This is a genomic window from Gammaproteobacteria bacterium, from assembly GCA_034522055.1.
In the GTDB taxonomy this organism is placed as follows: Bacteria; Pseudomonadota; Gammaproteobacteria; order JAABTG01; family JAABTG01; genus JAABTG01.
Map to the genome: position 1 here is coordinate 1270132 of JAXHLS010000006.1, position 22722 is coordinate 1292853.

General features: G+C 65.7%; 20 protein-coding genes and 2 pseudogenes. 5 read left to right on the plus strand and 17 right to left on the minus strand.

The genetic code is table 11. From position 1 onward, the window contains the following. The first annotated feature begins 24 nt into the window (after positions 1-24). On the plus strand, positions 25-195 hold the full coding sequence (locus U5S82_24635) for a hypothetical protein (GenBank protein MDZ7754750.1): 171 nt from the start codon (positions 25-27) through the stop codon (positions 193-195). Between the two features lie 69 nt (positions 196-264). On the opposite strand, the gene U5S82_24640 is transcribed toward U5S82_24635, so the two are convergent. From U5S82_24640 to U5S82_24685, 10 genes and pseudogenes are all read right to left on the minus strand, one after another. Beyond that, positions 265-678 carry an OsmC family protein gene (locus tag U5S82_24640; protein MDZ7754751.1) on the minus strand — a complete coding sequence of 138 codons (414 nt, stop codon included), beginning with the start codon at positions 676-678 and terminating at the stop codon, positions 265-267. A gap of 181 nt (positions 679-859) precedes the next feature. Then, positions 860-1012 (minus strand): annotated as a pseudogene (locus U5S82_24645) (VIT family protein). A gap of 112 nt (positions 1013-1124) precedes the next feature. Beyond that, positions 1125-2099 (minus strand): hypothetical protein, encoded by a 975-nt coding sequence (locus U5S82_24650; protein ID MDZ7754752.1) that lies wholly within the window; start codon positions 2097-2099, stop codon positions 1125-1127. A 157-nt stretch (positions 2100-2256) separates the two neighbouring features. After that, a complete protein-coding gene (locus tag U5S82_24655) occupies positions 2257-3021 on the minus strand; it encodes a sulfite exporter TauE/SafE family protein (protein ID MDZ7754753.1) in 765 nt (254 codons plus the stop codon). Between the two features lie 12 nt (positions 3022-3033). Then, on the minus strand, positions 3034-3675 hold the full coding sequence (locus U5S82_24660) for an FmdE family protein (protein ID MDZ7754754.1): 642 nt from the start codon (positions 3673-3675) through the stop codon (positions 3034-3036). Positions 3676-3785: 110 nt separating this feature from the next. After that, complete coding sequence (sigZ, locus tag U5S82_24665) at positions 3786-4316, minus strand: RNA polymerase sigma factor SigZ (protein ID MDZ7754755.1); 531 nt, start codon at positions 4314-4316, stop codon at positions 3786-3788. A gap of 217 nt (positions 4317-4533) precedes the next feature. Further along, positions 4534-4797, minus strand: coding sequence for a HigA family addiction module antitoxin (locus U5S82_24670; GenBank protein MDZ7754756.1), 264 nt, complete (start codon positions 4795-4797; stop codon positions 4534-4536). Positions 4798-4821: 24 nt separating this feature from the next. Next, positions 4822-6120, minus strand: a complete 1299-nt coding sequence (locus U5S82_24675; protein MDZ7754757.1) for a sigma-54 dependent transcriptional regulator — start codon at positions 6118-6120, stop codon at positions 4822-4824. Continuing rightward, positions 6110-7576, minus strand: a complete 1467-nt coding sequence (locus U5S82_24680; GenBank protein ID MDZ7754758.1) for an ATP-binding protein — start codon at positions 7574-7576, stop codon at positions 6110-6112. The genes U5S82_24675 and U5S82_24680 overlap by 11 nt, the downstream gene beginning before the upstream one ends. Continuing rightward, on the minus strand, positions 7563-8471 hold the full coding sequence (locus U5S82_24685) for a PhnD/SsuA/transferrin family substrate-binding protein (protein MDZ7754759.1): 909 nt from the start codon (positions 8469-8471) through the stop codon (positions 7563-7565). The genes U5S82_24680 and U5S82_24685 overlap by 14 nt, the downstream gene beginning before the upstream one ends. Before the next feature lie 773 nt (positions 8472-9244). Between U5S82_24685 and U5S82_24690 the strand changes: the two genes are divergently transcribed. From U5S82_24690 to U5S82_24700, 3 genes are all read left to right on the plus strand, one after another. Then, positions 9245-10375 (plus strand): porin, encoded by a 1131-nt coding sequence (locus tag U5S82_24690; protein MDZ7754760.1) that lies wholly within the window; start codon positions 9245-9247, stop codon positions 10373-10375. 102 nt (positions 10376-10477) lie between these two features. Then, positions 10478-10996, plus strand: a complete 519-nt coding sequence (locus tag U5S82_24695; GenBank protein MDZ7754761.1) for an arsenate reductase (azurin) small subunit — start codon at positions 10478-10480, stop codon at positions 10994-10996. A 16-nt stretch (positions 10997-11012) separates the two neighbouring features. Beyond that, positions 11013-13490 carry an arsenate reductase (azurin) large subunit gene (locus tag U5S82_24700; GenBank protein ID MDZ7754762.1) on the plus strand — a complete coding sequence of 826 codons (2478 nt, stop codon included), beginning with the start codon at positions 11013-11015 and terminating at the stop codon, positions 13488-13490. 87 nt (positions 13491-13577) lie between these two features. Here the strand turns inward: U5S82_24700 and U5S82_24705 are convergent, their stop codons facing one another. Then, on the minus strand, positions 13578-13982 hold the full coding sequence (locus U5S82_24705) for a hypothetical protein (GenBank protein ID MDZ7754763.1): 405 nt from the start codon (positions 13980-13982) through the stop codon (positions 13578-13580). A gap of 266 nt (positions 13983-14248) precedes the next feature. Between U5S82_24705 and U5S82_24710 the strand changes: the two genes are divergently transcribed. Continuing rightward, positions 14249-15799 carry a 4Fe-4S binding protein gene (locus U5S82_24710; protein ID MDZ7754764.1) on the plus strand — a complete coding sequence of 517 codons (1551 nt, stop codon included), beginning with the start codon at positions 14249-14251 and terminating at the stop codon, positions 15797-15799. A 20-nt stretch (positions 15800-15819) separates the two neighbouring features. Here the strand turns inward: U5S82_24710 and U5S82_24715 are convergent, their stop codons facing one another. From U5S82_24715 to U5S82_24740, 6 genes and pseudogenes are all read right to left on the minus strand, one after another. Continuing rightward, positions 15820-16437 (minus strand): molecular chaperone TorD family protein, encoded by a 618-nt coding sequence (locus U5S82_24715; GenBank protein ID MDZ7754765.1) that lies wholly within the window; start codon positions 16435-16437, stop codon positions 15820-15822. Positions 16438-16463: 26 nt separating this feature from the next. Further along, entirely contained in the window at positions 16464-17156 is a 693-nt protein-coding gene (locus U5S82_24720; GenBank protein MDZ7754766.1) for a 4Fe-4S dicluster domain-containing protein, read from the minus strand. Between the two features lie 28 nt (positions 17157-17184). Then, positions 17185-19776 carry a molybdopterin-dependent oxidoreductase gene (locus tag U5S82_24725; protein MDZ7754767.1) on the minus strand — a complete coding sequence of 864 codons (2592 nt, stop codon included), beginning with the start codon at positions 19774-19776 and terminating at the stop codon, positions 17185-17187. A 13-nt stretch (positions 19777-19789) separates the two neighbouring features. Beyond that, a complete protein-coding gene (gene nrfD / locus U5S82_24730; GenBank protein ID MDZ7754768.1) occupies positions 19790-20737 on the minus strand; it encodes an NrfD/PsrC family molybdoenzyme membrane anchor subunit in 948 nt (315 codons plus the stop codon). A gap of 326 nt (positions 20738-21063) precedes the next feature. Continuing rightward, complete coding sequence (locus tag U5S82_24735) at positions 21064-22530, minus strand: DASS family sodium-coupled anion symporter (GenBank protein ID MDZ7754769.1); 1467 nt, start codon at positions 22528-22530, stop codon at positions 21064-21066. Positions 22531-22605: 75 nt separating this feature from the next. Beyond that, a pseudogene (locus U5S82_24740) lies at positions 22606-22698 on the minus strand (GxxExxY protein). Positions 22699-22722 lie beyond the last annotated feature (24 nt).

Below are 22722 nucleotides of genomic sequence, written 5' to 3' on the forward strand. Positions count from 1 at the left end.
CGGTTTCGCCGCTGATCGCAGGGCGTGGCCCGACGCAATGGCTACCGCGTCGTGCTGGGCGGGATCGGCGAGGAAGATCCGGAATTCGGCCCCCCGACCCAGACCGCGTATTTCACCCGCCTCGATTGCCCGGCGTCGCTCAGCAGCGCCAGCGAATTCCTCCACCAGCCCACGCCGGCCTCGATCGCCGCATAGGCCAGGGTGATGCCCACGGCTAATACAGGCGACGGCTGCCGGGCGGTGCGTGATCATGCCCGCCGTGCGTCACGCGCGCCCCCCTGCGCGGCGCAGTGTGCCGCTGAGTTCCGTGCCCGGCGCCACCGTGTTATAGACCGTTCCGTATTTGCGGATGTTCTCGTGCATCAGCTCCAGCCTGCGGTCATTCTCGTCGGTGTCGATTTCGATTATATAGTCGATGTGGCTCATCTTCGGCGGCGTGTCCTGGCGCACGCCATGTATCCTGACACTAACGCCACGGTAATCGAAATGAATCATGGGTGCGATGCGCTCCATGTTTTTCAAAATGCAGGCGGCGACGGCCGCCAGCAGCAATTCGGCGGGGTTCAAGGCATCCGCCCTGCCCTTCAGATCGGTATCGATGACCAGCTCTGCGTCCTTACAGTGCACCATGCTGCCGTGGGCATCGGTACGTGTGGCGGTGATTTCGTATTCCAGCATAAGCCCCTCATATTCGTTGATTAAGTAATCGTACGCGCCGACTCACGTCGTCACAGCCCATGATCATTGCTCACCGTCCGGGCCAGGGGCGGCGTACCCCGCAGATCGGGAATGCTGGAGCACTGCCTGGTGTTGTGGCGCTCCGGCTAATTCACTAACGGACAAGCGATACCGGCCAGGCTCATCCCGTCGCCCCGAACAGCAGCCCCACCCCGGCCGTGATCGCCATCGCCAGTACGCCCCAGAACGTCACGCGCCAAATACCTTTGAGCACGTCGGCACCACCGGTATAGGCGGCCAGACCGCCAAGCAGCATCAGAAACAGCAGCGATGTGGCGCCGACCACCAGCGCCACACGAGTCATGGCTCCCTGTATGCCAGCACGACAGGCATCGTGAGCGCTGGTGAAGCACGGTGTCCTGTCCGCCCAGTGGTTGTCCGGCCGCTCAAGCCTGCTTGACCAGCCGGCGCGTGATATAGAACGGCTCGACCGGGCCAACCACCACGGCCGCTCCGACCGGCGCGGCAGCCGCCTTGAAGCGCGGGTCGAGATGGGAATTCTCATGATCCCACACCGATTCCCACACGCCATGCATGAGATAGGCACGCAGGTCGCCGTCGGCGTGTACATTGCGCAGTATCTCGGTGCTCAAGGCCTTGCGATAATGCCGGTTGTCACGGGCACCGGGCCGGCCGTTGCCATCGACCGCGTCGGCCGGCTGATAGGTCTCCTGCGCCACCTTGAGCAACGCCATGACCTGGGACTCGAGGGTCAGATGGCCGGCGTCTGCGACCATGACGTGATTCTCGACGGACACCGTCTCGCGCTCAGGGGCATCCACCGGACGGCGCAGAAAGGTGCGGATCGCCTCCGGAGTCGTGTAAACCCCTTGGCGGTCACCGGCAGCGACCGTGGTGAACAAGCCGCGATAGATCGCCATCGGCCGGGTCGCCGAAGACGCGCCCTGCATGGTCAGGTGCGGCAGCACCCGGGCGTCGAAGGCCTGCGCCGTCCCGGAAGCCTGCAGCGTAGCGGCGTCGTTGAAGCGGATGAACAGAGCATAGAAATACGGCTGGGTGTGGGCTTGCACGCCGTCCAGATACGCCGTCGCCAGGACACCCTTGTAGCGCTCGGGATAATTCTTGACCATCGTCGAGTCACCGCTCATCTGCTTGAGCGCCAGGCCGAGAAAACCCGGCCTGGCACGCAGCTCGTCGGCCAGCGCATCGATCGCGGACAGCGCCTGTGCATTCTGCGGCGGCATCACGCGGAATTCGGTATACAACGTCAATGCGCCCTCGACCGCGACAGGTTCGCGCAGTCCCTGGGCGGAAAAGGCACCGGGGGCAAAGCCGCTGGCCGCCAGCGCACCGCTCGTGGCCAAGCTGGATTGCAGAAACGCGCGACGGTTCATGTTCATATAGACCTCCTTGAGTAAAGGTTGAGTAAAGAGAATGATTGATGAGCGTTCCGCACTCGGATTACGCGACGGTTGCCCCGTTGTTTCCGCTCACCCTTGCGCCATTCCGCCGAAGCACGCCGCCACCGCAGCGGGTCGGTGGATTGTGCGCCAGCCCTCAGCGCAGCAGGTCGAAACCCAGCTTCACGGCAACCCCAAGCAGCACGACACCGTAGGCTGCGCGCACCCATTGGGGTTTGCTGCGGCACGCCATGTACCAGGCACCCAGTTGGGAGCCCGCCACCACGGCCAGCACGACCAGCAGCAGCAGTTGTCCGCCCGGCAGACCGACGAAGGCGTGGCCCAGAAAACCGGAGAAGGAGGAGAAGGTCACCACGTAGGCCGTGGTGGCCGCCGCCGCCTTCGGCTCATAGCCCAGTTCCATCATGACCGGCGCGATAATGAAACCGCCCCCGAGTCCCAGCATGCCGCCGACAAATCCGGCGAGGCCGCCGCTCGCCAGACCGACCAGCATTCGGCTGCGGGCTGACAAATTGCGCCGGGGGCCGGCAGCGGGACCGGTGAGGCTGCGCAGCGCCGCCACCAGGACACCAACGGCGAACAAACCTAGCAGCACGCGAGTCGGCAGCAGATGGGCGCTCCAGGCCCCCAGCGGCGCTAGCACCAGCGCGGCGGCCGCGGCGGGCGTGCCGCCGCGGAAATCCACCAGCCCCTCCCGCCAGTAGCGCAGAAAAGCCAGCAGGGTATTGAGTCCGTTCAGCAACAGGCCCAGCGGGATGGCGGCGGTCTTCAACGGCAGGCCCAGCCAGGTGAGGACCGGAACGTAGAGCATGCCGCCGCCGAGGCCGAGCGCGGCAAAGACGGCCGAAATACCGAAGATCAGCAGCGCCGCTGCCAACGCCAGCGTCAGTGTGGGTTCCATGCGGGATGCGGCTCAGGCCTGCCGCCCCAGCGCCTTCTGCTGACAGGGGATGCAGACCTTCTCGTTGCCCAGGATGCGGCCGTAGGACTGCACCGTCATCTCACCGCAGTGGTCACAGACGAAGGAGTCGAAGTCGTGCGGATGGTCCTGCCAGATCTGGTCGCGGGGGCCTTCGATCTGGAACAGTTGCTCCGTCGGCGTCTCGAGCACCCGGGCCATCAGCGGCTCCACCACCTCGGCCGGAACCGCCGAGGCCGGGACGCCTTGCATGCGGTATTCGGTAAAAAAAGCGGTCTGCTTATTGGCCGCCATGACCTCGGCACGGGGCGTGACCCGCACCGCACGGGCGTTCTTCTTGTCGATGAGCGTAAGTCCGAACTTACCATAGCCGAGCTTGCGGATGTTGCCCTTGCCGAAGGTGCAGCCGGTGGCCATCTGCACCCCGTCGGCGAAACAGGTGGCGCAGTGCTCGTCGCCGAGGTCCACCAGGGCCATGAGCTGGCCATCATGGGCCCGTTCGGCGCCCAGCGCCTCCAGCGCCGCGAGCCCGGCGCGCAATCCCATGGGCATGGCGGGGCATTTGTGGCCATGCAGCATGAGCCCGGCATCGAGCAGGTCGGCGGGAACGGGGGAGTTGGCGGTCAGATCATTCATCAGGGTTCTCCTTACGAGTGTGGGATCGCCGTTGCGCAGGCGCGACTCGGCGATCCATGGATTTCTAGTAGGGAGACGAACATCCCTGCAAAAGGATGCAACCAAACCAACTATAGGGCAGAGCCCGTCGGTTTGCGCGGCACATAGCAACACACCTTGCCGGTCTCGTCGAGGCGCACTTGGCAGGCCTCAGTGAGGTGCGCGCGCAGGCGCTTACGCGCCCGCTGCACGCGGGACTTGGCGCCGGGCAGGCTGAGCCCCTTGCGCCGGGCATAGGCTTCCTGAGTCAATCCCTCCAAGTCACATAGGGTGAGCGTCTCGCGATCCTCCGCGGAGAGTTCCGCCATTACCCGCGGCAGGCATGCGGCGAGGGTCTCCACCGGCTCTGGTCTGTTACTGTCGGCGACCAGGTTAGCAGGCAGTTCCACCTGTGTTTTCTTCAGACGCAGGCGATCGGCCAGGGCGTTGCGTGCCACCTGGAACAGCCAGGCGCGGGCATTGTCGATGGCGCAGAAGCGCCGATTCTGGCGCATGGCCTTGAGGAACAGCTCCTGCAACAGGTCATCCGCGTCGTGGGGGTCGGCCAACCGCCCGCGCAACCAGGCGCGCAGCTCGCGCTCGTGTTGCTGCCAGGCCCTCATGAGACAGCTTACCGCCGCGCCATCCCTTGGGCCTTCCCGGTTATTAGAAATGTCAACCATGCTCCACGGGAAATGGGGTCAGACACGATTACATTCGACATGGTGGACTGACAGACCGCCGGCGCCGGGGGAAGGGCCAACCGCCTCGCGCTTCCCCGGGCACCGGCGGTGCTGTTTGCACGCACTTGATCACGACATGAACCTACGCCGCCGCATCTCACTGCCGCGCCTGCCACAGGTCGTATTTCATCTGCTGGCCGAGCCACACCTCGGCGCGCCCACCGTGCTCAGGTCCCAACCATTTTTCCAGCCGTAATGCCATCTCCGGGGAGACCGCGGCACGGCCATTCAATACCCGCGACAAGGTCACCCGGCTGACCCCAAGCAGCTCGGCGGCCTCCTTCACGGTCAGGCCGAATGCCGGCAGAACATCCTCGCGCAGCGTCTCGCCGGGATGTGGTGGGCTGAACATACGCATTATCTTATCCTCCCTTCACAAGGGATCCTACGGCTTGCGGATATCGTAGGCCTTCATCTTCTGCCACAGGCTCTTGCGGCTGATGCCCAGCACCTCGGCCGAGGCGGTGATCCGCCATTGGGTGTCTTCCAGCACCGCCAGGATCCGTTCGCGCTCGGCCCGGGACACCGCCGTCGCCAGGCGGCCCTTGGTCTCAATCCCCGCCGCCCCATCCGGCGGCAGGACGTCGTGGGCTTCGATCACCGGCGAGCCCCCGAGGATGCAGGCTCGTTCGATGGCGTGGCGCAGCTCGCGCACGTTGCCCGGCCAGCCGTGAGCGGTGAGGGCCTTGCAGGCGCCTTCCGCGAGGGTCTTGCGCCGCTCCGGGAAGCGACGGTTGAATTCGTCCAGGAAATGCCCCGCCAGCCACAGGATATCCTCGGGCCGCTCGCGCAGCGGCGGCACATGCAGGTTGACCACGTTGATGCGGTAGTAGAGGTCCTCCCGGAAGCGGCCGGCGGCCACCTCGGTGCGCAGGTCCCGATGGGTCGCCAGCACCAGACGGGCATCCACCGTGATGATGTAATCGCCGCCCACCCGGGTGATGGCGCGCTCCTGGAGCACGCGCAACAGCTTGGCCTGCATGGCGGGCGGCATGTCACCGATCTCGTCGAGGAACAGGGTCCCTCCCTCGGCCTGTTCGAAGATCCCCTTGCGGGTGCGCCCGGCCCCGGTGAAGGCGCCCTTCTCGTGGCCGAAGAGTTCCGCCTCGATGAGGTGCTCGGGGACGGCCGCGCAATTGAGGGCCACGAAGCGCCCCGGCGGATCGTCCAGGGTGTGGAGGCGGCGCGCCAGCACCTCCTTGCCGCAACCCGACTCGCCGGTCACCAGCACCGGGGTCTGGCGATGGTGGCTGAGGGCGTGGAGCTGTCCCTCGAGGGCCCCGAGGGCGGGTGACATTCCCAGGGCATCGGCGGCGGGGAAGCTGCACGCGGCGCGCAGCTTGTCCACCAGGAGGTCCGGATCGAGGGGCTTGGTGACATAGTCCACCGCCCCCTCCTTCAGGGCCTGCACCGCCTCGTCGATGGTGCCGTAGGCGGTGATGAACAGGGTCGGTGGCGGGCCCTTTCCCGGTCGTTCCAGCAAGGTCCGGTAGATGTCGAGGCCGCCCACATCGGGCAGGCGGATATCCGACACCACCCCATGGAAATCGTGGGCCTGCAACCGCGCCAGGGCCTCCTGGCCGCCCTGACACCATACGCAGTCGAAGCCCTCCATCACCAGCCGGTCACGCAGGGTCTCGCCCAGAATGGGGTCGTCCTCGATGAGGCAGATCTCAGGCCGCATCGGCCGCCTCCAGCCGCTCCCGCCGCGGCAGGGTCACCCGGAACAGGGTTTCGTCATCGTTGCTGGTGACGTGGATCTCCCCGCCGAGACGCTGGATGATCTGGTAGCTCACCCACAGCCCCAGGCCGCTGCCGTCGGCCCGGGTGGAGAAGAAGGGCTCGAAGAGGTGCTCCAGTTGCTCCCTGGGGATGGCACGCCCGCTGTTGCGCACCTCCATCACCAGGACGTCGCCGGCGTACGCCAGCCGGCAGCGCACCCAGCCCCCGGGTGCCGCCGCTTCGGCGCCGTTGAGCAGCAGGTTGAGCAGCACCTGGCGTACCGGCGCCGAGGGCAGGCCGAGGATCTCCGTGGCCCCCGCCTCCAACTCGTTGTGGCAATCCAGCCGTACCTTTTCCTTTCTGCAGCGGCTCGCCGCCAGCATGCGGACATCCTCGATGTCACCGTGGCCGAGGGGACGGCTCGATTGCGCGGCCTCCACCAGCAATGCCGATACGGTCTCGTGGATATGGTGCAGACCGCGCTCGATGAGGTCGAGGGTGCGGGCGGTCTGAGGATCGGCGTCGCCCCGGCGCTTGATGTTGTTCACCGCCATCAGCATGCCGGCCAGGGGGTTGTTGATCTCATGGGCCACCCCGGCGGCCAGCCGCCCCACCGCCGCCAGGCGCTCCGAAACCACCATCTCCCGTTCCAGCTCTTCCTTGCTGCGCAGATCCTCCAGCATCTCGCGGAAGCCTTGTTCCAGACGCCCGATCTCGTCGTCGCCGCCGCTGAGATAACATTGCAGATCGCGAAAAGGCTGGCGCCCCACCCGACCCATGCAGGAGGCCAGGCGGGCCAGGGGGCGTGCCATGCGGTCACCCCAGTACCAGCCAACGACCGCGATGACGGCCATCACCACCGCCATGGAGAGGGCGCCGCTGCCGGCGATCTCCCAGAAACGGGGCCAGAAGATGTCATCCGAGTAGCTCATGAGCAGCGCCCCCACCGGCACACCCTCCGACAGCAGGGGGATGGCCAGCACCACCCCGTCGGGATGCACCTCCCGGTAGACCCGATGCTCCCCGGGCAGGCCGGCGCGCAGCCGCTCCGCCAGGGGCCCGTAGTCGGGGGCCACCGCCGCCAGTTCCATGGCGGCCGGATAGCTGCGAGGCTGATTGGCGGCAAAGATCTGGAGCCCCGCATCCACCACGATGAGTACCGGGCGCGGCCCCGGGATGTCCTCCCGCGCACCGCGCAATACCGTGTAGGCCAGCCACACGTCATCGTGCTTGAGCGCCGATTGGAGGGTGCTGGCCATGGCCACCCCGAGACGCAGGCCGTTGGTCACCAGGTCCTGTTCGAGGTTGCGGTAGGTATGCAGGGCGATGACCAACCCCAGCACCAGGGCCGTGACCGCCGAGGTGGCCGTCAGGCTCAAGGGGATGCGCAGGCGATAGCCGCCCCTATCGAGCCACATCGAGGGGCGGCTCCAGTTGGGTCATCATGTGCGCGATGCCGTCGAACAACGCCGGGTCGCCGGCGGTGAAGCCGTCCAGGTTGAGGGCTTGCAGCAACCGGCGTCCCGCGTCGTCGCCATCCATGGCCTCCAACACCTCGGCCAGCCGCCGGCGCTCCTCGACCCGCGGCGCGAGCCCCGCCACCAGCGGTGGAAAACCGAACTCCGGCGAGCGGTGCACCACCCGGGTGGCGGCGGTCAGGGCCGGGCGGTCGCGGGCCAGGGTGTCCCATACATAACCATCCACCGCCCCCGCGTCGGCCAGGCCCACGGCCACCGCCTCGATGACGTTGCGATGCCCCCAGGCGAAGAACGCGCCCCGCAACAGGCGGGCGGGATCGATACCCTGCTGCGCCATGGCATAGCGGGGATAGAGATAGCCGGAGTTGGAATCGGGATCCGAGTAGGCAAAATATCGCCCCCCCAGGTCCTCCCACCCCTGGATGGAGCGATCCCCGGCGCCGGTGATCAGATAGGAGCGGTAGCGGGGCGCGCCCTCGTACACGGGCACCGCCACCAGCCGAAAGGCCGGCCGGTGGCGCACATAGGGGAATCCGCAGACCCAGCCGAAATCGAGTTCACCGCGCAGCAGCAGGTCCGAGATTTCCTTGTACGAGGTGCGCTGAATGAACGCCACGGGACGCTCGAGGCGGGCCTCCAGATAGGCCTGCCAGTCCTTGAGGAAAGTGACCTGGTCGTCCAGGAACACCGGCGTGAGGCCGATACGCAACGCCTCGGCTCCCAGGGCGTGAGACACCACGAGCCACAGCAGGGCGGCCCCCAGCCAACCCCTCAGCCACGCCGACGGGCCGCTGTCCGCGACCGGCGCCGGGGGGATGCGAGTCCTGGCGGCCACGACAAGGCCCCGTCTAACTCTCATGGCGATACGCGCCGCCCGAGATGATAAAAGAGGAGCGCGTATCGCCAAGCTCGTTCCCTCACCCCATCCCTGTACTTCGGGCATCCTGCCCTTCGCCCTGCGGGCCGCGCCAAGGCGCGTTCAAATCCGTTCCCGACGGATTTGTCCCAGAGGGAGAGGGGGAGATCGTGCTTCGCGACTTTCAGTTTAATCATTACCCTCGGCCATATGCCCTCCCTCCACGGATGCCAACAAAGCCCCCTGGATATTCGGTAAGCAAGAATCGTACAAGACCGGGCCCGATGACCGGCCGCCTTGCCGCGCCGTTTCCAGGTGGCCTGAGGTTACCACGCGGTAACACGGTAACGCTTGCCGTTACCGGAGGGAAACGCCTGGCGGGCTACCGGCATAGCGGCGGCACATCTCGAGCCCTCCGCGCCGTCCTTTCTGGCACCGCTCTTGCGCTGTCCGCGACACGGTAAGGCGCCCAAGTAACTGCACGGATCTTAGGGATTTACGGACTCGCGGGGCCGGGAACCGGGACTCCGTTCATCCCCGCCCCGGGACCGGCAGGGCCGCAAATGGCCGTCCCGACCCGCCCACTCCGCCAGCTGGCATGGAATTCGCTCTTATGTCCTCAACCCGGGGGAGGTGTCGCCTTGGCACGCCCCCGGGGCCGGCCCGGGCCCCACCGGATATCCGGCCCGGCCGAAAATAAATCGAAATCTTGGAACCGCTCGGTTCAACCATGCAATGGAGGGAGACGTAAAATGAAGACTCACAACGGGTATGCCAGTGTTCTGGCCATGACCATCGGCGGCATGCTGGCAGCCTCGCCGGCCCATGCCTTCGAATTCAACATCTACGGCGTCGGCCACCTGTCCGCCGACAGCGTGGACGACGGCAGCTCCACCGACGAAGGCGTGGCCAGCAACTCCTCGCGGCTCGGCTTCAAGGGGAACCACGACCTCGGCGGCGGTATGAAGGCCCTGTTCCAGGCCGAGGCCGGGATCGATCTCACCGGCCAGGGGGGTAACGACGGCAACGGCGGCAGCCCCGACGACGGCGATGTCTTCACCAACGCGCGGGACAGCTATGTGGGTCTGGCGGGCGACTGGGGCACCCTGCTGGCCGGCAAGCTGGGCGGCCTCAACCAGTGGGTCTACGACTACAACCTGTTCGCCGACCAGGTGGGTGACCTCGGCAACATCTGGGGTGGCAGCGGCCTGCCGGGGCGTGTCACCAGCACCCTGCACTACCGCACCCCCGACTTCAGCGGCCTCAGCGTCGGCTTTTCCTATATCCCCGACGAGGACAACATCGCTGCCGCCCCCAATATCACCCCCGCCGCAAGCGCCCCCCTTCCCAGCGACCCCAGCCCACCCAACGTGAACTCGGACGACATCTGGCTGGTCAAGGCCGATTATGCCAGCGGCGGGCTCAAGCTCGGCGGGGCCTATACCAACATCGATCTCAGAGCCAACGATTGGGAGGTATGGGCCATCACCGGCAGCTATGATTTCGGCCGCTTCACGGTGGGCGGCGGCTGGCAGAACGAGTCGGACATGGGCGGCGCCGCCGGCAATGATCGAGACAGCTATACTTTAGGTGCCAGTGCCAAGGTGGGAACCAGCGGCACCGTCAAGGCCCAGGTGGCCCACAGCGACGGCGACGCCTCGAACAGCGATGCCACCCAGTGGGCCGTGGGTTACGACCACGCCCTCAACAAGTACGTCACGGTCTACGGGGCCTATGCCGCCACCGACAACGACTCTGCCGCCGCGTTCTCGGCCAACAACTACGGCAAGGGCGATGCGGTGACGCCAGCCCTGGGCGACGACCCCGGGGCCTTCTCCATCGGCCTGGTAGTCACCTTCGACGCCCAGGTATGGCCCCGCTGAGGGGTCGACGTCAGGGCCCGCGACCCAGGACGCGGGCCGGCCGCCCGCCCACCGGCGCCCGGCCGTTCAATCGATAATGCCTATCCAGGAGGACACACCATCATGAGCGATCTCTCGCGACGTGGTTTCTTGAAAATCACCGGCACCGGCGTGGCCGCCGGCACCGCCAGCCTTACCGGGGCCCATGCCCTGGCCGCCGACAGCCCGGCCGCCCCCGGGAGCACCACCCTGCCCTACCCCCACCACGCGGTGGCCAAGGCCGGCGACCTCGAGGTCAACAAGCCGGTGAGCTTCAGCTATCCCGACGATTCCTCGCCCTGCGCCCTCATCAAGACCGGCCAGGCGGTACCGGGCGGGGTGGGGCCGGACGGCGACATCGTGGCCTACAGCACCCTGTGCACCCACATGGGCTGCCCCGTCATCTACGACGAGGCTGCCCGCACCTTCAAATGCCCCTGCCACTTCAGCATCTTCGACCCCGAGATGGAGGGCCAGATGGTGGATGGCCAGGCCACCGTCGACCTGCCGCGGATCCTCCTCGACTACGACGCCAAGAGCGGCACCGTGAACGCGGTGGCCGTGGACGGCCTCATCTACGGCCGCCAGGCCAACATCCTTTGACCCCGAGGGCCATATCATGAGCTTATTCAAGGACCGCATCCCGCTCCCTCCCAAGGGGGCCCAAAAGACCAACATGACCTGTCACTTCTGCATCGTCGGCTGCGGCTACCACGTGTACAAGTGGCCCGCCGACCAGGAAGGCGGCCGGGCGCCGGACCAGAACGCCCTGGGGCTGGACTTCCGCCGCCAGGTACCCACCATGCAGGCCACCCTGACCACCTCCATGGTCAATCGCATCAAGGACAAGGACGGCCGTGCCTACAACATCATGGTCGTGCCGGACAAGGAGTGCACCGTGAACCAGGGGCTGTCCTCGACCCGCGGCGGCCAGATGGCGAGCATCATGTATGCCGACCACACCCCGGTGGGCGACCGGCGCCTCAAGTACCCCATGCTGTTCACCGGTGATGACTGGGTGGAGACCAACTGGGACCAGGCGCTGGCCGTCTATGCCGGCGTCACCAAGCGCATCCTCGACGAGTTCGGGCCGGACCAGGTCTTCTGCAACCTCTTCGACCACGGCGGTGCCGGCGGCGGCTTCGAGAACACCTGGGGCAGCGGCAAGCTGATGTTCTCCGGCATCGGCACCCAGATGGTGCGCATGCACAACCGCCCGGCCTACAACTCCGAGTGCCACGCCACCCGGGACATGGGGATCGGCGAGCTCAACAATTCCTACGAGGACGCCGAGCTGGCGGACTGCCTGTTCTCGGTGGGGGCCAACGCCTACGAGACCCAGACCAACTACTTCCTGGCCCACTGGGTACCCAACCTCAGCGGCGCCAGCACTTCCAAGAAGAAAAAGTGGTTCCCGGGCGAAACGGCGGGCCGCGGCCGTGTCATCTTCGTGGACCCGCGGCGCTCCCTCACCGTGTCGGTGACCGAACAAAGCGCCGGCAAGGAGAACGTGCTCCATCTCGCCATCAACCCGGGCACCGACACCGCCCTGTTCAACGGCCTGCTCACCTACGTGGTGGACCAGGGCTGGCACGACGAGGACTTCATCGCCGCCCATACCAGCGGCTTCGACGAGGCCCTGAAGGCCAACCGCCTCCGCCTCGAGGAGTGCGCCCGCATCACCGGTGTGGCGGCGGCCGATATCCGCAAGGCGGCCGAATGGGCCTACAAGCCCAAGGCCTCCGGCCACCGCCCCCGCACCATGCACGGCTACGAGAAGGGCATCATCTGGGGCAACGACAACTACCGCACCCAGTCGGCGCTGGTGGACCTGGTGCTCGCCACCCACAACGTGGGTCGTCGCGGCACCGGCGTGGTACGCATGGGCGGGCACCAGGAGGGCTACGTCCGTCCGCCCTACCCCGGCCCCCGGCCCGCGCCCTTCATCGACGAGGAGATCATCAAGGGCAACGGCAAGATGCTCACGGTGTGGGGCTGCAACGCCTTCCAGACCACCCTCAACAACGAGGCCTATCGCGAGGCGGTCTATCACCGCGCCGGCATCGTGCGCGAGGCCATGGCCAAGGCCAAAGGGGCCTCCAGCGCCGACATGGTGGACCTCATCTACGATGCGGTGCGGACCAAGGGCGGCTTGTTCGTGTCGGTGATCGACCTCTACCGCATCAAGTTCGCCGACGCCGCCCACATGCTCCTGCCCGCCACCCATCCGGGGGAGATGAACCTCACCGCCATGAACGGCGAGCGGCGCCTGCGGCTGTCGGAGCGTTTCATGGACCCGCCGGGACTGGCCAAGCCCGACTGCCTCATCGCCGCCGGCATCGCCAACACCCTGAAGGGGCTGTACGAGAAGGAAGGCGACGCCAAGATGGCGGCGCGCTTCGCCGGCTTCGACTGGCAGACCGAGGAGGACGCCTTCAACGACGGCTTCCGCATGGCCCACGAAAAGGAGATCGACAGCCAGGGCGGGGCCACCGGCCATCTGGCCACCTATGCCCGCCTGCGCGAGGCCGGCAACAACGGCGTCCAGTTGCCCATCAAGGAGTACGCCAACGGCAAGCTGGTGGGCACCGAGATGATCTACACCGACGCCAAGTTCGATACCGACGATGGCAAGGCGCACTTCCTGCCCGCCCCCTGGACCGGCCTGCCGGCGACGGTGGAGCGCCAACGCGAGCGGCACGCCTTCTGGATCAACAACGGCCGCACCAACCACATCTGGCAGACGGCATACCATGACCAGCACGTGCCCTTCCGCCGCCAGCGCTTCCCCATGTCGCCGGTGGAGATGAACCCCGACGACGCCAAGGGTCTGGGCATCAACGCCGGGGACATCGTGGAGATCCATAACGACTACGGCTCCACCTTCGCCATGGCCTATCCCGAGCCCGACATCAAACCCGGACACGTGTTCATGATGTTCGGCTACGACAACGGCGTGGTGGGCGACGTGGTCACCGACTGGACCGACCGCAACGTGATCCCCTACTACAAGGGCACCTGGGCGGACATCCGGCGCGTGGGCGACATGGAGACCTACAAGCGCACGGTGTCCTTCAAGCGCCGGCGTTACAGCTAGGCCCTCAACCCCTCCTCCCCTCCTGGGGACCCTGACCGCGTCGGGGAGCGCTGAAGGAACCGGCGCCCCCGCCGCGGTTTTTTTTGGTCAGGTCCCGGGGCCTTTAATGGGCAGCAGACGATGGCCCCGCACGTACGCCGGGGCATGGGCGACGAGCCCGGAGATGACGATGACCAGCACGAACAGCTCGCCGCGCCATGACGGCCACACCATGGCCGCGGCGAGGAGGCCCAGCTTGAGAATGACCACCAACCCCTTGACCTGGAACAACCAGGCGGCGGTGGACCACAGATAGAGCAGGCTGAGCAGCACGCCGCTGGCCACCGTGAGGTGCCAGTATGCCAGCCACCGGGCCTCGGCCAGATCGAACAGGAAACCACCGCCTATCCCGGCGATGCCTACCAGGTGGGCGCTGCGCAGACCGATGTTGAGCCAATGCTCGATGGGCGAGCGGCGCGGCGGTTGGGGAAAGAGCACACGTTTCAGTTGCATCCGCCATTCTCCTTTTCGACCGTCGATTCCCGAATCCATGATCCGTCGTTACCTACAATGGTCGCCCCGGCATGGCCCGGGATTATGCCATCGTGGCGTGTCGCCAACCGCCATGGTTGACAGGCCATGACTGATACCGTCATAACACTCGTCTAATCAGCTGTTCTGGATTCTGCGACCGTCAGGTTCGCCGGTGACCGCTACGCACTGGAGGCCCCTCGGATTAAAGGCGGCACCCACAACCCAAACCCGCCCAAGGAAATGCCATGAGTCGGACCTCCGCCTGCCCCGTAACCCTGAAACCCCTGTCCACGGATCACCTGCCTTCTCGGGACACCATAGAGTACCGCTCGCGGGGTGCGGTGCTCGTGGTGGGGGACGGACCGGCGGTGTTGGTTACGGCGCGGGCGTTGACCGGCGGCCACCGCGTGGTGGCGGTACTGTCTCATGGCGACGGTGCGGCAGAGCCGGGCGAGACCCTGACGGTCATCCAGGGGCGGGTGACGAGCCTGGAGGGTTGGCTCGGTTCCTACCGCGCCGACATCGACACGCCCCACGCCGACCGTGCATGTCCCAACGAAGATGGTCGCTACGACATCGTGGTGGACCTGTCCGAACAACCCCTCATCCCCCATGCGGTGGCGCCTCCCGGGTATCTGCGCCCACACCCGGAAACGCCGCATGAAGACATCGCACGCCTCGCCCAGGGCCTGGTGGGCGGGTTCGAGAAACCCCGCTATTTCAACTACGAATCCACGCTGTGTGCTCACCACGCCTTCGGCACCACCGGCTGCACCCGCTGCATCGAGGCCTGCGACACCGGCGCCATCTCCTCGGCAGGTAGTCGCATCTACGTGGAGCCCCATCTCTGTCAGGGATGTGCCGCCTGCACCCTGGCCTGTCCCACGGGCGCGCTGACTTACCGCCTCGGGGATCGGGCGACCCTGCTGGCGCGGATGACGGAGACCCTGGCCGCGGCATCCACCCCCCACCCGGTACTGGTGGTCCATAGCGTCGATGAGGAGCAAGCGGGCGCCCCCTCACCCGGCTGTGTCCTGCTGGCGGTGGAAGCCCTGGCCGCCTTCGGCGAGGATCTGTGGCTGGCCGCCCTGGCTCATGGCGCGAGGCGGGTGGTACTGGTGGTGCCGCGGGAGATGCCGCGACAGACCCGGGATCTGCTGGAACGGCGGGTCGCCATCTTCAGGGCCGTGGGCGAGGCCCTGTGGGACGATCCCCAACGGGTGACCATGGCCGATGACATGGGGGTCGTCCACGGCTTGTCTGGGCCGGACATGGCGCCGGCCATAGCAAGTGCCAGTACGCCCTCGCCGCAGGAGACCAAGCGCCCTTTCCTCAGCCATACCCTGGCATCCCTGGAACCGGAGGAGGATTTCGCGCCGGTGCGCCTGGCGGCGGATGCGCCCTACGGCACCATCATCGTGAACGTGGATCGCTGTACCCTGTGTTCCACCTGCGCGCGCGTGTGTCCCACGGGGGCCATCCGCTATGATGAATCATCCCGTGCCGAATTGCGGTTCCTGGAGGCCGCCTGCGTGCAATGCGGGATCTGTGACCGCACCTGCCCCGAAGGGGCCATCACCCGCGTGCAACGCCTCGCCCCCGCACAGCTGCGCCAGGGCTGGCGCATCGTGAACGATGGTGACATGGCACGCTGTAGCGCCTGCGGCACGGCCTTCGCTCCGGAGAAGCTCCAGGCCTCACTGATCCGCAAGACCATCGCGGCGGCGAGCGTGACGGAAGCAGGCGCCGAGCAGCTGCAACGCTGCCCGGCGTGCCGCCATATGCGCCACGAATGAACCGCCTGAACCCTGACCGGCTATGTCAGGGTGCGGCCCGCTCCGAGATGGGTGTTCTGAAGCCGGCAGAAATCACCGGCCAGCCGGCCTAGGTGGCCATAGAAGGTACCTTCGCCATGGGTCACCAGGGCGTCGGCGAAGCGGGGCAACCACTGCCCGAGATGTTCCCGCCAGAAGCGTTGCTGGCGTTCCAGCCATAGCGCCTCACCCGTAGTGGCCTCCTGGAAGGCGAGGTAGTACATGAATTCCAGTTCGTGGGTGATGTGATCGGGCGCCTCCACGGGCCCTTCACGGGGGCCGAGGCCGGCCTCGGCATAGGACCGGGCGGCATACTGACTGTAAGGCCCCATGAGAGTCCCTTCCGGGTCCAGATAAGAGGACGCCCACGGCGCCACCTTGACCTCGAAAGGACCGATGAACAGCCGCGCATGAGCCACTGCCGGGGACTCGCCGTCCGCCGCCAGGGCCGCCCGCGCGGCCGCCACCTCATCCGTAAGGGACGCACCCAGGGGCGAGAACGCCCCCTCCAGCAACTCGTCCAAGTCGGGTGGCCAGGTGTCGGGGCGGGCGAGGGCCCGCGCCAGCGTATACCACACGTTGGCGCGAACCTCGGCCGCCCCCGGCTCCCCCGGGGGCATTACAGACTCGACGGCACCTGCCATGGTCAAAAGTCACGCACGTAGAACACCCGCGGCCGCGTACCCTTCTCCTTCTTCAGTACCTTGGGTGCGTACTTGGCCAGGTGCTTGCTGGGCGGGCTGTCGGGGTCATTGATGTCGCCGAAGATGCGCGCTTCCGTCGGGCAGGATTCCACGCACCACGGCAATTGCCCCTTGGCGAGCCGATGGTCGCAGAAGGTGCACTTCTCCACGATGCCCTTCTGCCTGACACCCTGATGGGTGGACGCGCGAGCCGGGTTGTAATAGGGGATGGGCACCCCGGTGCGCTCCGCCACCTCGGGACCCGTGGAGGTGCAGCCGGGAATGGCCGGCTCCTCCGCCTCGCGCCAGTAGGCGTGGGGTTCCTCCTTGTTCATATAGATGACGCCATAGGGGCAGGCCAACTGGCACAACCGGCAGCCGATGCACTTGTCGGGGTCGTGCATGGTGAGGCCCTCCGGCGTCTTGTGCATCGCCGTGGTGGGGCAGTTGGTCACGCAGGGTGCATTCTCGCAGTGATTGCACAGGGTGGGGATATAGCGATAACGCACATCCGGGAACTTACCCGTGGTCTCGAGAATATGGTTCGACCAGTGGAAGTTGTGGGGGACGTTGTTCTCGCTCTTGCACGCGATGTCACAGGCCGCACAGCCCACGCATCTGTGGAGGTCGATTACCATTGCATATCTTTTGGCCATGTCTTTATCTCCGTTTGCGGGGCCTGGTTCAGGCGCGGACCACTTTTACCCGGGCGCAACCACCATGCCGGGCGGTGGAACCGCTGAGGCGGTCGTATTCGGCGGGCAGGATGGTGTTGTTGTTGCCGCCGCGGGGCACCCTGTTCTGAAAGTCCAGGGCCGCCACCCGGCCATAGGCCCAATGGCCCTGACCGTAGCACTTGGCCACCGTGCCGGGACGCAACCCTTCCCACAGCTTGAGGCGCACGGTCATCTCTCCCGTCTCCGACACCACCCGGACCATCTCCCTGTCCTTGAGCCCGAAGCGGTCTGCATCCACGGGGTTCATCTTCAATACATCGTCCCAGTTCTCATCACCCGGGTCGCAGTTCTTGTGGGCCTGATACCAGGTGCAGTTGGCCGAGCGTCCTTCCCGGTTCAGGCGGCTGCGATGCTCGAAGAACACCAGGGGAAACTCCGCCTCGCTGCCCCAGCGCCGCGCGGGCTCGAAATGGGGCACGAAGGCCTGCTCCCCCGAAGCGGTGTAGTTGGTCTTCGCCAGCACCTCGTCCACGCTGACACCATGCTTCTCGGCATGTTTTTCCAGGGCCTCCTTCAACGTTTCACTGTAGAACTCGAACTTGTGGGTCTTGGTCTTGAAGTTGCCCCACTTGGTCTTATAGGTGTACCGGTGGGCGTTCCACACCCCCTTATCCACATAGTCCTGCCAGCCCTTGAGCTTATCACCGTACTTGCCGTAGTCCGGGTGACTGCTGTCCCACATCGCCCGGGTCATCATCTTCAGGGCCGCCATGGTGAATTCCTCGCCGTCCCTGGGATGGGCTCCCGTTTCCGGATCCACGAAGGCCTCCTTGTAGTAACGGTGCAGGTTATCGAAGCCCCGCGCGGCCAGTTTCTCGGCCAGCATCCACGGGATCTCGCTCTCGTCCTGGCGCACGTCCCACAGGGGCTCGATGACCCGCTGGGTGAGACTGGCATAGCTGTGGAGGTTCTGTTTACTCTTCAGGAAGCTCCACTTCTCGTACAACTGCTGGGCCGCGGGCAACACCACGTCCGCGAAGTTGGTCAACTCCGAGGCATTGACCGTGATGTGCACCAGGAAGGGCAGCTTGGTCAGGGCCCGTTCCCAACGCTCGGCATCGGAGCAGGAGAAGGCGAAGTTGGCCCAGTAGGCGATGGCCACCTTGATCTCATAGGGATCCTCGTTGAGCATGGCATCGGCGGTGTTGTTGGTCACCACCCCGCCGCCGCTCTTGCCCTTCTTGAGGGACGGGAACTCCAGGGTGCCCCGCTGATCGATCTTGGGCTTCTTGGAGAGCTTCTTGGCCAGCTCGTCCTGGTAGTCCGAATAGGACGGGATCTTGCCGGCCGGGATCTTGGTGGACTGGACCACGCCCCCCTTGTTATCGGTGGAACCTACCAAACCGTTGAGGGCATGGGCCGCCATGGCCGCGTAGCCACCGCGGGCCTGCATGGCGGTCCCCGGCGACACCCAACTGATGGAGGCCGGTGCGGCACGCGCGAAACCAATGGCCACACGCCGGATCTGATCCGCCGGGATGCCGCAGTGCCCCTCCGCCCACTCCGGGGTGCGGTCCTTGAGTTCGATGTTCCACCAGCGCACCAGGCCATGGGTATGAACTTCGGAGAACAACTCCTCCGCCACGTCCACTCCGGCACGGAAACGGTTCTCGCCGTCCGCGAAATCGCCGACGAACTCCCGGCTCCACAAGCCCTCGGTGAGGATGACATGGGCCATGGCCACGGCCAGGGCGGCATCCTCGCCCGGGATCACCGGCAACCACTCATTGGCCTTCGCGGCGGTGGCCGAAAGCCGCGGATCCACCACGGCGATCTGCGCCTGGTCCCTGACCTGGCCCCATATGTTCATGGCGTGGGGCACCTGACGGTTGGATGACACCGGATCGGCGCCCCAGCACAGCACGTAGCGGGTGTGCTCCAAGTCGTAATCGCGGTAGTCCCAGAACCCCTCGGTGTAATAGGCCCCGAACTTCTCGCCCTCGGCGCAGATGGCCGAATGGCTGATACCGTTGGGCGAACCGAAGACCTTGGGCAGGGCAGAATAGATGATGTCCCGCAGATAGCTGTAACGGCCGCGGAGCACCATGAACTTATGGGTCTCCTCAGCGGCCCGCAGCTCCATCATGCGGTCGGCGACCATATCCAGGGCCTCGTCCCAGGAGATGGGCACGAAGCCCGGATCCTCGTCGCGACCCTTGTTGGGATTGGTGCGCTTCATGGGCACCTTGATGCGGTCCGGATCATAGACCTGCTGCAAAGACAGATGGGGCCGCGGACAGATGTTGCCATGGTTAGCCTTGGAATGGGGATTGCCCTGGATCTTGATGGCACGGCCATCCGTCACGTTTACCTGCACCGGGCACCAACTGGTGCACCCCTGGCAGGTGGAGGCCAACCAGCGCTCGGTGCTATCGCCGCTCGCTGCCTCCGCATCACGGGCGAGGAAACTGAGCATGGGGCCGCCACCGGCGGCGGCAATCATACCCAGGCCGACGCTTCCGGCCGAACCCTTGAGGAAGTCGCGCCGGGACGGGTTCGCGGGGGCGGACACCTCTCGCGTTTCGATATCTTGTGTCATGACCTCTACCTCTTCAGGAAAGCGTTGCGATGGGCAGGGCGACTTGTCCGCCCAGGACCACGGAATAACGAATGACGAAACCGCCCACCAGTACCAGGAGGCTGGCGACACCCATCAGAGAGAGTGCGGCACCGGGGCTGCCGGCGCGGACGCGACTGTACCAGAGGGCCACCAGGGCCAGGGGCAGGACGACGCCGATGCCGAGGCCCACGAGGATGAACAGGGTTCCGTGGACACCCATGGCGGCATCCAGGGCCTGGCGGCTCTGGAGGGAGCCGAAGGCCAGGTCCACCCACCAGGCAAAGAAGTTGAGCAACATCAGCACCAGCACCGCAGCCAGGAAACCGGCTACCGGCTTCAGGCCCCGTACGTAGACGTCCAGCTCATCCTCTTCGTCTGCACGGCCCGCGAACATCATTCGCAACTGATGCGCCAGCACACCACCCGCCACACCGGTAGAAGCGAAGGCGAGCACCGCCAGCAGCACCATGGAGCCCGAGGCCCACACGGGATGGGAGGTCAGTACCGCCAGCAACATGCCGTGGTAGATACCCACCAGGATGGCGAAGAAGGCCGCCACCAAGCCCACGCCGCTGCGGCCCGGGTTGGCCTCGGGCTTGAGCCACATCCATGCGTAGAGGAGCCCGAAGGCCACCAGCGCGGATTGGATGAGAAATCCCCACCACATGAGGGATGTGGGCGCGAGATTGATACCCATCTGATAGACATTGAACTTGTTGCCCACTTTCCAGAACAGGAACAGCAGACCGAGCATCACCAGAAACGGGGCGATGACTCCCGCCGTCTGGGCAAGCCGGCGATAGCGCGCATCGCCGTAACGTGACAGCGCGACTGAAAACAACAAGGCACCGACTCCGACGCCGCCGGCGAATAGATCGACCGCAACGCGCCAGTCCCAGATCGTTCCTGATTGAATGTTATATACAAGGGTGGGGTCCATGGGTCACCTCCTTCAGGGTGCTCGGGCGCCGTTAAAAAATAAATGCAGATTGAATCGGGGAGTACGTTCCACTGCCCGAGCGGCATCGTAATTGATCCGGGTCACGATGTGTCCCCGGCACACCAGAAAAAAGCAGTTAAAACCCAATATTTATTCGAAAACTGATATATCTCAATTAGGGAATAACGCATTACTAAAAAGGCCTTGATCTGTATTAACAGGCAAATCACGCATTGCTGATACAGGTCCGCGTTTGTGGCCTTCTTGCCATGCAGCCAACCCCGGGACCTTTGGATAAAGCGATTTTCTCAACGCATCCGCCGCCATCAATCCAGGGTCCACACCAACGGCAGCAGCAGGGTCACGAACAGGGTGATCACCGCCATGCCCACGAGGTTCATCCACACCCCGGCGCGGGCCATCTCCGGGATGGAGAACTGGCGGCTGGAGAAGGCGATGGCGTTGGGCGGGGTGGCCACCGGCAGCATGAAGGCGAAGGACGCCGACAGGGCCGCCGCCACCATGAGGAACATGGGATGGATGTTCATGGCCATGGCGAAGCCCGCCAGCACCGGCAGCAGCAGGGAGGCGGTGGCGGTGTTGGAGGTGACCTCGGTGAGAAAGATCACCAGGGTCACCGCGGCCAGCACCGTGACCCACAGGGGCGTGCCCTCCAGGAAGGCGAGCTGGGCGCCCATCCATTCCGTCAGACCGCTGGCGGCGAAGCCCGCCGCCAGGGCGAAGCCGCCGCCGAACAGGATGATGATGTCCCACGGGATGCGCACGGCGCTGGCCCAGTCCAGCAGCGGCTCGCCCCCTCCGCGGCCGGAAGGGATGATGAACAGCAGCACCGCACCGGTGATGGCCACGCTGGAATCGGTGATGAAACGCAGAGGCGCGTAGTCGATGGCTCCCCGGGTCAGCCACGCCGCCACCACCGCGCCGAATACCACCAGCACCCGCCGTTCCTGCACCGTCATGGGCCCCAGAGCAGCCAGTTCCCGATGGAGAACCTCACGCCCGAAGAAGGCATCGGCGCTCACCTCGCCCTTGACGAAACGGGTGAGGTAGAACCAGGCCACCGCCAGCATCAGCAGGGACAGGGGCACGCCGAAGGCCATCCAGTGGGCGAACCCGATCTCGATGCCATAACGCTGCTCCACCACTCCCGCCAGGATGGCGTTGGGCGGCGTGCCGATAAGGGTAGCGACGCCGCCGATGGAGGCGGCGTAGGCGATACCGAGCATGAGGGTGGCGCCGAAACGGGTGGGCTTAAGGTCATCGCCCTCGGCCACTCCGGACACCTGGCGCAACACCGCCAGGGCGATGGTCACCATGATCATGGCGGTGGCGGTGTTGCTGATCCACGCCGACAGGAAGGCGGTGGCCAGCATGAACCCCAGCACCACCCGGTCGGGCGTGGTGCCCACCACCCGCACCGTATGCAGGGCGATACGCCTGTGGAGCTGCCAGCGCTCGATGGCCATGGCGATGAAGAAGCCGCCGAGAAAGAGATAGATGAGATGGTTGCCGTAGGCCGCCGTGACCTTGGCGGTGGGCAACACCGCCAGCAGAGGAAAGAGGGCGATGGGGAACAGGGCGGTGGCGGGGATGGGGATGGCCTCGGTGATCCAGAAGGTGGCCATGAGCACCGTCACCGCCGCCACCTTCATGGCCTCGGGCGACATGCCCTCGGGCACCGGCAGCACCAGTAGGAGCACGAACAGCACCGGCCCCAGCACCAGCCCCACGTGCCGGCGTCTTTTTCCGGTATCCACCGTCTCGCCTGTCATGGTCGCTTCCCCTCCCCGCGGCCTCTCATCGGCCTTGTCGAGACATCACGCCGGGACATCACGCACATTCCTATGCTGACAGCTTGACTCCGGCAAACCTGGTCCCAGAACGCGATGCACCTCAATCGCACAACCGATGACCTTGCCGGTGAATGGATCTTTTTCCATCAATCTCTGTGCTCCCTGTGTTCT